Source organism: Salmonella bongori NCTC 12419 (assembly GCF_000252995.1).
GTDB lineage: Bacteria > Pseudomonadota > Gammaproteobacteria > Enterobacterales > Enterobacteriaceae > Salmonella > Salmonella bongori.
Window position 1 is genome coordinate 1,551,987 of the sequence record NC_015761.1, and the last position, 15,680, is coordinate 1,567,666.

13 protein-coding genes are annotated in these 15,680 nt (G+C 52.0%); 6 read left to right on the forward strand and 7 right to left on the reverse strand.

The genetic code is table 11. The annotated features are described in order from the left end of the window. Window positions 1–16: 16 nt before the first annotated feature. Both SBG_RS07310 and yncE read right to left on the reverse strand, forming a co-directional pair. Complete coding sequence (locus SBG_RS07310) at window positions 17–238, reverse strand: YgdI/YgdR family lipoprotein (protein WP_015702874.1); 222 nt, start codon at window positions 236–238, stop codon at window positions 17–19. A 142-nt stretch (window positions 239–380) separates the two neighbouring features. Further along, window positions 381–1,442: a 7-bladed beta-propeller protein YncE gene (gene yncE, locus SBG_RS07315; RefSeq protein WP_000550630.1), complete on the reverse strand. Its 1,062-nt coding sequence runs from the start codon at window positions 1,440–1,442 to the stop codon at window positions 381–383. Between the two features lie 260 nt (window positions 1,443–1,702). Between yncE and pqqU the strand changes: the two genes are divergently transcribed. Beyond that, window positions 1,703–3,823: a TonB-dependent receptor PqqU gene (gene pqqU, locus SBG_RS07320; RefSeq protein WP_000705617.1), complete on the forward strand. Its 2,121-nt coding sequence runs from the start codon at window positions 1,703–1,705 to the stop codon at window positions 3,821–3,823. Between the two features lie 40 nt (window positions 3,824–3,863). Here pqqU and SBG_RS07325 read toward each other — a convergent pair whose 3' ends face one another. Continuing rightward, window positions 3,864–4,535, reverse strand: a complete 672-nt coding sequence (locus SBG_RS07325; RefSeq protein WP_001119580.1) for a GntR family transcriptional regulator — start codon at window positions 4,533–4,535, stop codon at window positions 3,864–3,866. Window positions 4,536–4,870: 335 nt separating this feature from the next. Beyond that, window positions 4,871–5,908, reverse strand: a complete 1,038-nt coding sequence (locus SBG_RS07330) for an NADP-dependent oxidoreductase (protein ID WP_015702875.1) — start codon at window positions 5,906–5,908, stop codon at window positions 4,871–4,873. A gap of 237 nt (window positions 5,909–6,145) precedes the next feature. Between SBG_RS07330 and mddA the strand changes: the two genes are divergently transcribed. After that, window positions 6,146–6,664 carry an L-methionine sulfoximine/L-methionine sulfone acetyltransferase gene (gene mddA, locus SBG_RS07335; RefSeq protein ID WP_000155379.1) on the forward strand — a complete coding sequence of 173 codons (519 nt, stop codon included), beginning with the start codon at window positions 6,146–6,148 and terminating at the stop codon, window positions 6,662–6,664. 41 nt (window positions 6,665–6,705) lie between these two features. Here the strand turns inward: mddA and SBG_RS07340 are convergent, their stop codons facing one another. After that, window positions 6,706–6,939: a YdcY family protein gene (locus tag SBG_RS07340; RefSeq protein WP_000018723.1), complete on the reverse strand. Its 234-nt coding sequence runs from the start codon at window positions 6,937–6,939 to the stop codon at window positions 6,706–6,708. Between the two features lie 223 nt (window positions 6,940–7,162). Here SBG_RS07340 and srfA point away from each other — a divergent pair, with 223 nt between their 5' ends. Genes srfA through srfC form a run of 3 tightly spaced genes read left to right on the forward strand, consistent with a single transcriptional unit; the run spans window position 7,163 to window position 13,621 of the window. Continuing rightward, window positions 7,163–8,494, forward strand: a complete 1,332-nt coding sequence (gene srfA / locus SBG_RS07345) for a virulence-associated effector SrfA (protein WP_001140600.1) — start codon at window positions 7,163–7,165, stop codon at window positions 8,492–8,494. Between the two features lie 4 nt (window positions 8,495–8,498). After that, entirely contained in the window at window positions 8,499–11,480 is a 2,982-nt protein-coding gene (locus SBG_RS07350; protein ID WP_015702877.1) for a virulence factor SrfB, read from the forward strand. Then, window positions 11,477–13,621: a virulence-associated effector SrfC gene (gene srfC / locus SBG_RS07355; RefSeq protein WP_000211078.1), complete on the forward strand. Its 2,145-nt coding sequence runs from the start codon at window positions 11,477–11,479 to the stop codon at window positions 13,619–13,621. The genes SBG_RS07350 and srfC overlap by 4 nt, the downstream gene beginning before the upstream one ends. A gap of 46 nt (window positions 13,622–13,667) precedes the next feature. On the opposite strand, the gene SBG_RS07360 is transcribed toward srfC, so the two are convergent. After that, window positions 13,668–13,841, reverse strand: coding sequence for a GhoT/OrtT family toxin (locus SBG_RS07360; protein WP_038391480.1), 174 nt, complete (start codon window positions 13,839–13,841; stop codon window positions 13,668–13,670). Window positions 13,842–14,038: 197 nt separating this feature from the next. Between SBG_RS07360 and yncL the strand changes: the two genes are divergently transcribed. Then, complete coding sequence (gene yncL / locus SBG_RS21590) at window positions 14,039–14,134, forward strand: stress response membrane protein YncL (RefSeq protein WP_001103198.1); 96 nt, start codon at window positions 14,039–14,041, stop codon at window positions 14,132–14,134. Between the two features lie 103 nt (window positions 14,135–14,237). Here the strand turns inward: yncL and patD are convergent, their stop codons facing one another. Further along, complete coding sequence (gene patD / locus SBG_RS07365) at window positions 14,238–15,662, reverse strand: aminobutyraldehyde dehydrogenase (RefSeq protein WP_001164657.1); 1,425 nt, start codon at window positions 15,660–15,662, stop codon at window positions 14,238–14,240. Window positions 15,663–15,680: the final 18 nt, after the last annotated feature.

Genomic DNA, 15,680 nt, shown 5'->3' on the forward strand with positions numbered 1-15,680 from the left:
TGCCCGCGCTCACCGGTTAATCTGCCTCAATCAACTGTGACACATCATTGCTGTTAATTTCTCGCTGATTGCCATCCTGATCGGTATAACTGGTCATGCCCGTCTCTTTATCCAACTGCGGCTTGCCCTGCGTGACAATGGTTTGCCCGCTTTTGGTCGTCATGACATAGTTGGTTGTACACCCCGCAAGCATAAAAAACATTATGCCCAAACCTGAGCATATAAATAACTTCTTCATATTTTCCTCGTGAATATAATGAGTTAACGACAGCAAAAGGCAGTGTAATTGTCACAGAACCATCAGGCTATCGGCGGGGTGTAACGAGGCGTATCGGCGCGTTTAAAGAGATGACTGGAGGGGATGTCCCCTCCATGTTGGTTTACAGAGTAATGCGGATAACATCATCCGGTTGGGTCGCTTCCTGTTCACGCGTCGATTTCTGTTTCACGCTGACATAGAGCGTTTTACCGTCTGCCGACAGGGCCAGGCTGTTCGGGTAAGTCGGCGTGTCGAACGTTTTAACGACTTTATAGGACGTTGCATCAATGACGCTAACCTGCCCTGCCTGACGATGAGTGACGTAGGCCTCGTTACGCGTTGGGTTAAACAGAACGGCCAAAGACTCTGGCGCAGCCACCCTGGCCAGAATATTGCCATTGCGGGTATCGACAACCAGAACTTCTGCTGCTTTCGAGTCGGTAATGAACGCGCGATGGCCTGCGATATCAAGGCTCAGGTTAATAAAGAAATGTTCTTTACCATCATTCAGCAACGTTTTACGGCTGAGAATTTTATTACTGGCAGTATCAATGGTGATAAATTCACCATCCGCATTGGTGGTGTACAGGCGTTGCGCTTTACTGTCGAGCGCCAGACCCGTACTCATTTTGCCGGTATTTTCGATCGTCGTTTTCAGTTTGATGGTTTCGCCATCCACTACCCAAATAGCACTCTCTTTACCAACACCGCTAATGTAGATCGTGTTGGTAGACGCATCGGCAACCAGCTCACGGGGCTGTAACGGGCGAACCTCATCAGTACGTTTGCGCGCATCAAGCACCAGGCGGCCCTTCACATCGCCGGTTTTGGCGTCAATCGCGGTCACGGCGCTGTTGACCGTATTGCCGAACCACAACGTTTGGGTCGCGGTATTGATCGTGGCGCCGAACGGCTTGAGATCGTTATGAATCGCTTGCGTGACGTCCAGCGTTACTGGATCGAGCCGATAAACCACGCCACCTTTATCCAGTTTACGGCTTTGTGACGTCGCTAACCATAGCGCGTTTTCCTGTTGGCTATAAGCCATCTCATAAGCGCCTTTACCCACTGCTTTACGCAGCATTTCTTCTGCCGCCAGCGTGTTAAATGAAGATGCGACGAGGAGTGAACCTAACAGTAGCGAACCACGCAGGCGTGGCGAAAAAAGATGACGTAAATGCATGACGACTCCCTTTGATGAACGTTTATAGCTGCTTCACACGGCTTCATTGGGCGGAATCCTGGTTCCGCCCTTGTTATAAGTTGAGAATAATAATCATTATTTATCGGAAAGTGGAGCTTTTACTTGTTCACGGTGGGAGGTGCCCTTAAATACCGCACATTTTCTTAACTAAATGTGCGATTAAAATTTCAAAACTTTACCTATTGACTACCCTTAATGACACCTTTTCCATTGAGACGCTTACAGTTACCGACATTTTCATGAAAATAACTTCCGTTAGTCAGCGACTTTGTCCCGCCCTCTTGTTTCCCTTGACGTTCTCCCCGTTGCTTCAGGCCGCCAGTACGCCCGATGAACAAACGATGATTGTCAGCGCAACGCCGCAGACCGTATCCGAACTGGATACGCCTGCTGCTGTTAGCGTCATTGAAGGAGACGATATGCGTCTGGCGACGCCGCGCGTCAATTTATCTGAATCTCTGACCAGCGTTCCGGGATTACAGGTGCAAAACCGCCAGAACTACGCGCAGGATCTGCAAATCTCTATACGCGGATTTGGCTCGCGTTCCGCCTTTGGCGTGCGGGGCATCCGTCTGTACGTTGATGGCATCCCCGCCACTATGCCGGATGGACAAGGACAAATTTCGAATATTGATATCAACAGCATACAAAACGTTGAAGTGCTGCGCGGCCCCTTCTCGGCGCTTTATGGCAATGCTTCTGGCGGCGTGATAAATGTCACCACGGAAACCGGACAACAGCCGCCCACCATTGAGGCCAGCAGCTATTACGGCAGTTATGGAAGCTGGCGCTATGGGCTAAAAGCAACGGGCGCTGTAGGTGACGGCACTCAGCCCGGTGACGTGGATTACACGGTATCGACGACCCGTTTCACTACCCATGGCTACCGCGATCACAGCGGCGCGCGAAAAAATCTGGCTAACGCCAAACTCGGTGTGCGCCTGGATGATGCCAGTAAACTCTCCTTGATTTTTAATAGTGTAGATATTAAAGCGGACGATCCTGGCGGTCTTACCGAATCGGAATGGAAAGCCGATCCACAACAGGCGCCGCGTGCTGAACAGTACAATACACGCAAAACGATCAAACAAACCCAGGCAGGGTTGCGTTATGAACGCCAGCTCAGCACGCAGGATGATATCAGCGTGATGGCCTATGCCGGAGAACGGGAGACGACGCAATACCAGTCCATTCCCATGGTGGCGCAGCTAAAACCGGCCCAGGCTGGCGGAGTAATCTCCCTGCAACGCCATTATCAGGGTATCGATTCTCGCTGGACTCACCGTGGAGAATTAGGCGTACCGGTCACTTTCACAACCGGATTAAACTATGAAAATATGAGCGAAAACCGTAAAGGTTACAACAACTTTCGTTTTAATGACGGTGACCCCGAGTTTGGGCATAAAGGCGATTTACGGCGGGATGAACGCAACCTGATGTGGAACGTCGATCCTTATCTGCAAACCCAATGGCAGCTTACGCAAAAACTCTCGCTGGATGCTGGCGTACGCTATAGTTCCGTCTGGTTCGACTCTAACGATCACTACATCATGCCTGGCAACGGCGATGACAGCGGCGACGCCAGTTATCATCAATGGCTGCCGGCCGGATCGCTAAAATATGCATTAACTGACGCCTGGAATCTCTACCTTGCCGCCGGACGTGGGTTTGAGACCCCCACCATCAATGAGCTTTCCTATCGTGCCGATGGTCAAAGTGGGTTCAACTTCGACCTGAAACCCTCTACTAACGATACGGTTGAAGTCGGTAGTAAAACGCGCATGGGTAATGGTTTATTGACTGCTGCGTTATTTCAAACCGATACCGATGATGAAATTGTTGTCGCCAGCAGTATGGGGGGACGCACTACTTACAAAAACGCGGGCAAAACTCGCCGCCAGGGGGCGGAGCTCGCTTTGGACCAGCGCTTTGCTGGCGACTGGCGGATGAAAGCGTCCTGGACCTGGCTGGATGCAACCTATCGCAGCAATGTATGTCAGGGCCAGAATTGCAATGGAAACCGAATGCCCGGCATCGCCCGTAATATGGGGTTTGCCTCATTAGGTTTTGTCCCGGATGAGGGATGGTATGCCGGTGCCGACATTCGGTATATGGGTGATATCATGGCCGATGATGAAAATACGGCGAAAGCTCCTTCTTATACCGTTGTTGGTCTGAATACAGGTTATAAATTTAATTACAGACAGCTTACTGTGGATGTTTTTGGACGGGTCGATAATTTGTTTGATAAAGAATATATCGGTTCGGTTATCGTTAATGAGTCCAATGGACGATATTATGAACCAGCACCAGGTCGTAACTATGGCGTAGGGATTAATCTGGCATGGCGGTTTGAATAAACCGACAGCAATAGCGGGGGAAACCCCCGCTAAATTTACGTTATATCTCTCCTAAGTATTGATGTTTAATTGCTGCGATGTTGTTTTGCAAAACGTCCTGTAAACAGTGACGACTGACTTTTTTATCACCAGTCACTAAAGCACTCAGCAATTTTCTGTACAGTTCAACGCCGTTTTGAAAACCATCCAGCTTAAAGTCTTCATATAAAAAATGTAGACTCGGTCCCAGGCGTACCCATAATTGCTCAATCATGCCACACAGGGTTGGCATATTCGCATATTGATAGATCGTAAACCGAAAGGCACGGTTGGCCAGAAGAATATCCTCCATCGCACCGCTTTCCAGCGCTTGGGCAAATTTATCCAGGAGCATATTCAGGTGCTGTTCGCGTTCAGGTGTGATCGCACCAGCCGCAGCCTCCACGGCCATCTCTTCCAGAGAGGTTCGAATTGTATTGATCTCCACCAGCCTTTCCAGCGAGAGTTCAGGCACCATAAATGCTTGCGCCGGTGCGACGGCAAGCGCGTTGGAAGAGACCAGCCTTAGCAATGCCTCACGAACCGGTGTAATACTTATTCCCAGTTCCTGTGCAATATTTTTAGTGATAAGCCTTGCGCCTGGCTTTAATGCGCCGATTGACAATTGATGCTTTAACCCATTTTCAACCTGTGTGGTCAGGCTTATATGTTGTGTTTTTTCCGTACCCGGCATTTTCCTTCCTTCACCTCTTGACAGAACAACCTCGCAATTGAGTCCCGAAGAAGCTCCGGAACTTAATTGTAAAAAAATAATCCAGACCTGAGCGACCAAATAAATAAAAGTGATAATTTACGTGCGTGATTTTCTCATATTTTACAACACCACAGGTTTCTTTATGGCAAAGGTTAATCCTCATCATTCCTTAACACATCGACGGGTTCAGGCCGAACGCGAAATCAATAGCCAAAACAGATACCCACTCACTCTGATCTGAATGACGAATATAAGTAAAGCCTGAATTTTAAATTTTGCCCATTTTATGGCGACATTATGCCGCCATTTTTTGTTTACGCCTCTTCCGCTAAGCGTATCACGACTTTGCCAAAGTTCTTCCCCTCCAGCAGCCCTATAAATGCGTCAGGCGCATTTTCCAGCCCATCGGTAATCTGTTCACGATAGTGAATTTTCCCTTCTTTGATCCAACGCTCCATGTCTTGCCGAAATTCATGTATCCGGTGGCCATAATCCTGGTCGATAATAAAACCCTGCAAACGGATTCGCTTTTTGAGTAATGTCGCCATCAACAGAGGCAGCCTGTCCGGGCCGTCCGGTAGCGTCGTTGCATTATAGCCGCTGACCAGACCGCAAAGCGGAATTCGCGCCGAGGTGTTGAGTAGCGGCAATACAGCATCAAAGACTTTACCGCCGACATTCTCATAATAGATATCAATTCCCTGTGGGCAGGCCTGAGCAAGCTGTTGCGAAAAATCACCGGCGTGATGATCAAGGCACAGATCAAATCCCAATACTTCCGTTGCGTGACGGCATTTTTCCGCGCCGCCGGCAACGCCAACAACCCGACAGCCCTTCAGCTTGCCAATTTGTCCTACCGTTGCGCCTACGGGGCCGGTAGCCGCAGCGACTACCAGTGTTTCCCCCGCTTTCGGCTGACCGATATCCAGCAGGCCCATATAAGCGGTAAATCCCGGCATCCCTAATATCCCCAGTGACCAGGATGGATGTTCCGGATTATCGCCCAGTTTTACCAATCCCTTGCCATCGGAAATGTCGTAATCCTGCCAGCCATTGTCACTCAGCACCCAATCACCCGGCCGATAATCAGGATGGTTCGATGCGACAACGCGGCTAATCGTGCCACCAACCATGACACAGCCAGGCTCGATGGGCGGCGCATAGGACGGTTCATCGCTCATGCGACCACGCATATAGGGGTCGAGCGATAAAAAAACGGTACGTAATAGCACCTGTCCTTCACCGGGCGTCGCGACCTCATCTTCCTCGAGGCGGAAGTTATCCATCTGGGGCGCGCCGTGGGGACGCGAAGCCAGAACCCAACGACGATTTCGGTGTGCGTGTTGCTCCATTATGTTCTCCTCATGCCTGGAATAATCCATTAATAGTAGTCGAACATTAGCCGCCCGGATGAGGTAAACTTGCTCAGATACAGGGATGGTTTTCCCGCTTCTGTGCATGTCAGGTATTATTCCCGGCGCCTCGTTGGCTGTCTCACACCCAAGACATATCCTTGTGCTAATTCGTTGATTTATGCCGTCTTCAGTAGTATTTCTAACGCTATAGTGACCCTTCTCTGGAGTACCCTTATGACGATTCGCTTTGCTGATAAAACAGACTGCGCTGCGATTACTGAAATCTATAACCATGCTGTATTACATACCGCAGCCATCTGGAATGATCAGACGGTTGATACGGATAACCGCCTTGCCTGGTATGAGGCCCGTCAGTTGCTGGGTTATCCGGTGTTGGTCAGCGAAGAAGATGGTGTTGTGACTGGCTATGCCTCGTTTGGCGACTGGCGCAGTTTCGAGGGTTTTCGCTATACCGTCGAGCATTCAGTCTATGTCCATCCGGCCCACCAGGGAAAAGGGCTGGGGCGAAAACTGCTCAGCCGGCTCATCGACGAAGCCCGGCTCTGCGGCAAACACGTGATGGTGGCAGGTATTGAATCACAAAATAGGGCTTCAATACGCTTGCACCAGTCGCTGGGGTTTACCGCCACAGCGCAAATGCCGCAGGTCGGCGTGAAGTTTGGTCGCTGGCTGGATCTCACCTTCATGCAGCTCCAGCTTGATAAGCGCGCTGCACCGGACGGGGGCTGTTAACCCCGTCCCTGACGCTATATTGCAGCGCCAATGTTGATGATTTACAGGATCGTGCCGCCTTTAGTGAACTGCTCGCGGCGCGCATCCCGGTCTTCTTTATGTTGCCTGCCATGATGTGCAATCGCCGTGCGTAAACGCTGTTGCTGCGCATAACGATCTTCCCGGCTTAATTCAGTATCATCGCTCAGGGCGATCAGTAATTCATTCATATGGGCAATAACGCTCTCTTCAATGGCGGCATCCACGCGAGCGCTCACTTCCTCCAGGTGCGACATAAACTCTCCTTCTCTTTATTCTGTAACAGCATGATTCGCCTATTATACGCGTTATTATCGCCCAATGCGGCAATTCGCCGCCGTTCTGATTTAACTTAAATCGTCAAGCGAAAACACGACGCGTAATAGACCGAGAATTCGCGCCTTTTTAGCTTTCTTCCGCCGTTTGCTTGCGTACAGACGCCGTAAAGTAGATGCGTGAAGAAGTCTAAGGGATAACAACGTGGCAAAAACTCTCTTGCGCAGCGGCAATCTGGATGATTATCAGGCCGTGGGCGGCGGCGGGCAGGCCGTATTTGAATCAGCATTGCAAATTCGCGAAACGCTTCGTCTGCGTAAACAGCAGGCGATGGCCGATTGTCTGGCCATACCGCAGCTTAACGATAATGGCGAGCGGGTCGACTGGTATTCGCCGATTGAAGGCCAGGCGATAGCGTGGAAAGCGGCTGATGAAGAGACGCGTTTTCGGGCATTACGTTACTTAGCCAGTACATTTGAAAACGCGGCCGCACTGAGCCGGAAAAGCCTGCAATCCGGCAAAACACCGTTACAGCTATTTGGTTCGCTGCTTGAAAAAGCAACGCAATTTCCCGGCGAAAATCATGTGTTTCTGGTGAACGGAAAACCGATTATTACCTTCTGGGGATTCGTTAATCTGAACGAAAACACACGCGAGGACGTCCTGGACTGCCTGCGGATAACCGAGGCGATACCCGAAATCTCTCTGGTGGAACCGGAACAGAAGCAGGAACCCGAAGAGGAACCGCTTGTGGAGGCGACATTCAACCAGGCGGATGAGCCCTTGCTGACCGCGGTTATCGAACCGCTAAAAACGCCAGAACCTGCTGCGCCGTCGATGATTGTCAGCGAGCCGGAACCCTCCTCCGCTGCCCTCCCTGTTGACCAGTGGAAACCGGCACGACGTCTGCCGCGGTGGAGCTTACCTGTTGCTGCGGTGGTTATTGCCGTTGCCGTCACGCCTTTTTTCTGGCCTCACTCCTCCGCTGAAGATCCCTCTCCTGTTCGCGCCGCACCTGTCGCTATCGCGAAAACCAGGGTTAACCCGTTGCCGGAGTTGATGGCGCATTTACCATTGCATCGCGCTGATGTGACGCCCGCCGTCAAAGCAGCGCCACAGCCGGAAGCGTCTGTTGTTATTGCCGCGATCCCAAAAGATACGCTGGTAATGGATGGTACGCAGATGAAACTTGGCACTACGCGATTTTTAAATGGTAACTGGCGAGTCAGCCTGGATGTCAAAGATCCGATTACTGGCAAGCCGCCCTCTCTACGCTATCAGATTCAAAATAATAAAGGTACCGCGCGCGTAGTACATGGCGATAACGTGATTTGCCGGGCGGAGATTTTCTCTGGCCTGCATCAAACGGGTGAACTGATGATAAAAAGTCGCGGTAATGCGCGTTGCACCGATGGTTCACGTTATCCGATGCCGGAAATTACCTGTGAAGCGGGCGCAAATGACGTTGCAACCTGTACTGCCCGTTATGACGACCACGCGGAGATTCCGTTGACGTTTAAAAAGATAGGTGCCTGATTTTATGTTGGTCAATCTGTGTGATTACAAACAGAGCGTCACGCTCATTGCGAACAGCGGCGTCCAGTTCCTTGATTTTGGCTTAACACCGCAAGAATCTGCCCACTACGGGCGCTTTGTGCGCAAAACAGCAAATGGTCCGCTACTGCGCCTCAATTTTGATTTGACCAGCGGGCGCTACACGTTGCCCGGACGCGCAGGCGGACAGTCTGAAGTCGTGAAACCGGAAAGTACCCAGGCGCTGCATTATTCGTTAGATGTGCTGGACGGGATCTGGCTTCCCCTGCCGTTCCTGCGCTTTAATCCGCCGCGTACCTTTATCGAAGGGCCTGATAACTGGGCACGCATTCAGGTACGTAAACTCAAAAAAACCGATAGCGCCGGAAACACGCACCGAATCACCCTCGCCTTCGACAGTCAGCTGGCAAAAAACAGGCCACCGGCATTAGCGCCTTGTGAAAACGATTTGCTTAACGGCACACGTTTTGCGCTTGCCTGGCGTGATGATGAAGTTGCCGATTTTCTGGATCAGACATGGATTGACGGCTGGCTGCGCGAGGTGTTTCTTCAGTATGCCACCCAGGTGGAAAACCGCCCGGAGCAGGCCATTCAACAAGCGCTGCGTAGTTTTGAGTATCAGGCGCACTGGCTGAATCTCCTGACACTGCTAGGCGAACAGCTTACGGTGCCGGAAGTGAAGTTTGTGACACATACCTTAAGCACGCCTGCGATCCCGGTCGATTTGATTCTGGATGTCGGCAACACGCATACCTGCGGCGTGCTGATCGAGGATCATGGCAATGCGAATGACGGATTACGCCAGACGGCAGAGCTTCAGGTGCGTTCTTTAAGCAAACCGCAGTATCTGAACGATCCTTTATTTACCAGCCGGGTGGAATTCTCCGAGGCGCGTTTTGGTAAACAACACTTTTCTGTTGAAAGCGGACGGGACGACGCCTTTGTCTGGCCTTCCATTGTACGTGTGGGCGACGAGGCTCGCTTGCTTGCTATGCAGCGTCTGGGAACCGAAGGCAGTAGTGGTATCTCCAGTCCGCGCCGTTACTTATGGGATGAAACGCCCGCCTTGCAGGACTGGCGCTTTAGCCAGATGAACGGTAAAACGCAGCGCGAACCGCTTGCTACCGCGTTTCCGTTGATGAATCTTATGAATGACGACGGGCAGCCGTTATTCAGCCTGCCGCATGAGGAGAGATTGCCGGTTTTTTCACCGCAATACAGCCGCAGCACCGTGATGACGCATATGCTGTGCGAAATTCTGGCCCAGGCGCTGGGGCAAATTAACAGCGTCGCCACCCGGCTGCGACTCGGCTTTCCCGCTTCGCCACGCCAGCTTAGAACGTTGATTTTAACGCTACCTTCCGCCATGCCGAAACAGGAGCGAGAAATTTTCCGCCAGCGAATGTTTGAAGCGTTGGCGCTGGTCTGGAAAGCCATGGGCTGGCACCCGCAGGACGAAGATTTTACCACGCCTAAGCAACGCGAAAAAAGCGTGGTTCCGGTACCGGAAATACAGATGGAGTGGGACGAAGCCAGTTGTGGCCAACTGGTATGGCTTTATAACGAAGCCGTTTCGCATTATGCCGGACGTACCGAAGCCTTTTTCAACGCGCAGGCCAGGCCGGATCGCCAGTCTGAACCCGGCGTTGGCCCCAGACGCGATCTGCGCGTGGCATCGATTGATATTGGCGGCGGCACAACGGATATGGCCATCGTTCACTATCAGTTGGATGATGGTGTGGGAGCTAATGTTAAAATTACGCCTCACCTGCTGTTCCGCGAGGGTTTTAAAGTCGCCGGGGATGATCTGCTATTGGATATCATTCAGCGTTGCGTGCTTACTTCCCTGCAAACGGCGCTGCAACAGGCAGGCGTTACCGATGCCGCCGCCCTGCTGGCCACTTTATTTGGCGATTCAGGACGCATGGATACCCAGGCGATTTTACGCCAGCAAACGGCGCTGCAATTATTTATGCCGCTGGGCCATGCAGTACTTTCCGCCTGGGAACAAAGCGACATTAACGATCCGTTTGCCGGTTTACATGCAACGTTTGGCGACCTGCTGTCCAGTCGTCCAACGTGTAACGTGATGAATTATATTCAGCAGGCGATCGATCATGCCTTACCATCAGGATCGCCCGCCTTTGACGTGCTCAATGTGCCACTGCAAATTCAGTTTAGCCAGCTTCAGGAGGCACTGCTGGCCGGACAGTTTACGTTGACGACGCCGCTCCACGCGGTCTGCGAGGCCATTTCCCATTACCACTGCGATATCTTGCTGGTAACGGGAAGGCCTGCCTGTTTACCCGGCGTGCAGGCGCTGATTCGACACTTACAGCCGGTACCCGTTAGTCGCATTGTCTGGATGGATAAATATCGGGTACATGAGTGGTATCCCTTTAATCAACAAGGGCGTATCGGTAACCCCAAATCCACTGCCGCGGTAGGCGCGATGCTATGCAGCCTGGCGCTGGATTTACGTTTACCACGCTTTAACTTTAAAGCAGCTGATATCGGCGCATACTCGACTGTGCGTTATCTCGGCGTACTGGATAATACTGTCAATACGCTTCGCGATGAAAATATCTGGTATCACGAGATTGATCTGGATAAACCCGGCGCAACTCTGGACGCTCGCCTGCATTTTCCACTGCGGGGCAACGTGACGTTGGGCTTTCGTCAGTTGGCCAACAGCCGCTGGCCAGCCACCCCGCTCTACACCCTGAGCATTAATTCCGCCGAACTGGCAAAAACCATCGCTGGCGACGGCGTACTGAATGTCCGACTGAAATTACGCAGCAGTAGTAAAGATAGCGCTCCGGAATCTTTTATATTACGTGATGCCTGGCTCCAGGACGGGACGCCGATCGCCGCCGATGCGTTGACGTTAAAATTGAATACGCTGGCTGACCGTCGCCATAGCGGTAGCCACTACTGGATAGATAGCGGGAGTGTATATCTGAAATGACAACGCCATTAAACACTACCCAGGCGGTTATCGAGTGGGTTAATCACACGCGTCGTTACGCAACGCGGCTGGATGACGAAGCTGATGCGTTGCTGACACAGCTTACTCTTGCCGCGGCGGATCAGTCGGCGCTCAATGCCGCCTGTACATCGCATGGCTGCGTCGGTCTGTATGGGCATTCCCAATCTGCAAAAGCACATCTGTTAACGACGCTATGCGGTAATGAGCATGGCAAGCTGGAAATTATTACACCAGACCGTCATTATGATTATTTTAACCATCTCAACCCCGGTCATGCACCCGCGAATATGGCCATTCGCTTTACGCGCAACGTCTGTTCAGATGACAGCGACTGGCCGTTACGCCTGCGCTTACTCACTGAAGCAGAACTGGTACAGGTCTTTATCGCCCGAACCTGTTCTTCCCCCGATTATCGCCAGGTTGAAAACTCCATTATTCTGTCGCGCCTGGAAAAATGGCAATCGCTCCGACAACCGCAGCCCGTCCCTGGCGTTACCGCTGAAGAGGTGGCGGTCATAGCTCGTTTCTGGCGTTCCTGTCTCCCTTTCGCCAGACAGCATATTGATGATGCGACATGGCAACGCTTTGCCTCTCTCTTACCTGCGTTGGATCTCACGACACGGGCGCACGCCTGGTCATTACTGTGGGGAGAACAGCCGGAAATTACACAGCAATGGCTGGCGCTGGCGCATACATTGCAACAAACCGGTCATGCACAGGAACTGGCAGCGCCGCTCAGCCTGCTGGTTGATCATTTTGGTTTACCAACGGAAAACTTCCTGGTGCAAACGGCACTGAGCGTCAGCAATACACAAAGCGATGTAGTGGTACATCCTGTTAAGCAGGGGCGCCTGCTCAATGCGGTTAGTCTTTCACTCGATTCGCTGGCGTTACTCACCTGCGAGCTGGTGCTGACGGTGGAAAACAGCGCGCTGGATAACGTTGATCTACTGGATATTCCGGCTGCGCCAGATGATCATCCTCATCCGTTATGGCGGGCGAAATTAGGCTGGATGTTGGCCCATTACCGCCAACAGATGCAGCCGGATGTTCTGGTGATCTGTAATGCTCTGGCGTCACGCTCACAAACATCCACCGCCGCCCGTCACTTGCTGAAGTGGGTTAACGCCACCCAGCCGCAACGTGAATCGGCGCTACCCGGCCTTGTCTGGGCAATTACCCCACAGGATTCCCGTTTTGCCACCCGGCAGAATCTGGACGAAGCCGTTCAGCAGTTGATGGGCAAACCTGGCGTGCATTGGGGAACATTGCAGGCGCTGGATAAACACAGTATGCAGCGTCTGGTGGAGTGGCTATCGCAGGCGACATCGGCGCCACAACGACAGGCGCGTTTACAGGCGTTACGCGAACAACTGCGACGCCATGTGCGCACTCTATTACCTGGGCTTAATGATGAGCCACTACCGGTTGAAACCGTAATCCGTCGTCTTCAGGCCCAGGCTGCCAGACATGGCGACCTGCTGGCCGGACTGCTACCGCCAGCCCAGTGTTTTGAAGCGCTGCTATGCACCCAACAGCCGCGAGAAGAACAGGTCAGTGGTTTATTTAATGACATTATCGATCTCTTTACCGATGAACCGGCGCGCCCCACCGCGTCAGAAGGTCGCAACACGGGTTATCAGGCACACAAAATGTGGATCAATTATCTGCGACAGTGGGCCCGATGCGAGGATAATGCACAGCGCCTGGGGCTGGAATCACCGTTGCTTAACGCCGTGGTGGATATTTTAATTACCGCCAGCTATCGCCTCGGTTTACCCCAACAGCTACAAAAAATTATGCAATGTGAGAACGTGAGCGGCGCGCAACTTCATGCGCTAATCGGTAACTTCATCGCCTGGCTTGGCTACGCCAGTGTCAAAGAAGTACACCGCCCGTCCAGCCGCATTCAGAAAGGCACAGCTATTTTCGCCGCCACGCCACACTCAACGATGCAGCGATTAACAAAGCTGGATGAACAGCCCGTTCACGCCGCCAGCCGTTATGTCTACGACTGGCTGGTTGCGCTATATACCCTGGCAAATGACAACACGGGATACCGCCATCCGCAGGACGTCACAGATGTGGACAGAGAACAGTTGATTGCCCTGATAGACTGATTTGGCACAAAACCCATGCCCGGTAACATTTATCGGGCTGGCTATGTCAGAAAAGCGAAAACAGCAATGCCACAGGGAAGCTCATCGGCCAGGTGGCACCCACCAAAAAAGCGCTCAGAAAGCGAATCCGTTTTTTATCATGAGTCAAAAACCAGGTGATGATAAATGCTATTACTGCCATGACGGCATAAAAAACTAACATCTTTTGATAGAGGGACATTTCAGGCATCCGCGCCAGCCAGAGGAAAAAACGCGCGCAATATGCTCTTTTTTTTGACACACATCAAGGTTTATCCGCATGAACAGCAAAACGTTCTTAATCTACAGCCCCGCTCACAGAATGACGTGTTTAAGTATTATTGCGGATCTTACCAACCCGTACTATACCCATAGGGGTTATGATGAAAGGTGGCAAAAATGAATGTTTCCAGTAAAACCGTAGTGCTGATTAATGTCTTTGCTGCTGCAGGACTTTTGGGGCTGATCTCACTGAGATTCGGCTGGTTTGCTTGATGTATTCAACCTTGAGTACTTGCTGCGCATGTTGACGGAGAGGTATCCCTCTCCGCCGACACCCGCTTATTTTTCCACGATTTTTCTGAACAGTAAATGGTCCTTAATGCTTGACCATGATATGGCGGACAATGGTGTAGTCTTCCAGACCATACAGTGACATATCCTTACCGTATCCTGACTGTTTCTGCCCGCCATGCGGCATCTCGCTAACTAACATAAAATGGGTGTTAATCCAGGTACAGCCATACTGCAATCTGGCGCTAAACCGGTGCGCCCGTCCAACGTTTTGAGTCCAGACGGAAGAAGCCAGACCATAGCGAGAATCGTTGGCCCACGCCAGAACTTGTTCTTCATCATCAAAGACAGTGATACTGACCACCGGGCCAAAGACCTCACGCTGTACGATAGCGTCTTCCTGTTTCGCGCCAGCCAGTAACGTTGGGGCGAAATAGTAACCGTTACCTTCCACTTTATTTCCGCCGGTAATCACGCGTATATGGCTGAGCGCCTTCGCCTCTTCCACTGCCGTTGTGACTCGCGCAAGATGCGCCAGCGAACTTAGCGGCCCCAACTCTGTTGATTCATCCTCCGGCGCGCCCATTTTCAGGCTGCTTACCGCCGCCCCCAGTTTTTCGACTAACGCGTCGTAGATACCGCGTTGCGCATAAATACGGCACGCCGCAGTACAATCCTGCCCGGCATTATAGAAACCGAATGTCCGGACGCCCTGGGCGACGGCATCCAGATCGGCATCCTCAAATACAATAACTGGCGCTTTACCGCCGAGTTCCATATGCGTGCGTTTTATCGCTGGCGCGGTATGACGCAGAATATGCTCTCCGGTAGCGATAGAGCCAGTTAAAGAGACCATGCGTACTTTTTCATGTCCGGTTAATACATCGCCAACAGTTTGCCCCCGTCCGAACAGGACATTGAGTACCCCTGGAGGGAAAATATCCTTCGCCAGCGCGGCGAGTTTAAGCGCCGTTAGCGGCGTAATTTCGGAAGGCTTAATCACTACGCAGTTGCCTGCCGCCAGTGCGGGCGCCAGTTTCCATGCCGCCATCATGAGTGGATAGTTCCACGGCGCGATAGAAGCCACTACACCAACAGGATCCCGGCGGATCATTGATGTATGTCCTTCCAGATATTCGCCTGCCGCCAGTCCATTCAAACAACGTGCGGCACCCGCAAAAAAACGAAAGACATCGACAATTGCAGGAATTTCATCATTGACTACGCAGTGCAAGGGTTTGCCGCAGTTTTGAGACTCCAGTCTGGCGAACGCCTGGGCGTTTTGCTCGATACTTTGCGCCAGTTTTAACAGACATTCCGCGCGTACTTTGGGGGACGTTTGCCCCCATTCGGTAAACGCGTTATTTGCAGCCAGCACAGCGGCATCAACCTGTGCGGGCGACGCCTCCGCAATCTCAAGGATGATTTCGCCGGTTGCCGGGTTATAAACGGACTGCTTTTCTCCCTCGCCGTCCACCAACACGCCATTAATCAGTAATTGATGTTGCATAGCATTTACCCATATCGT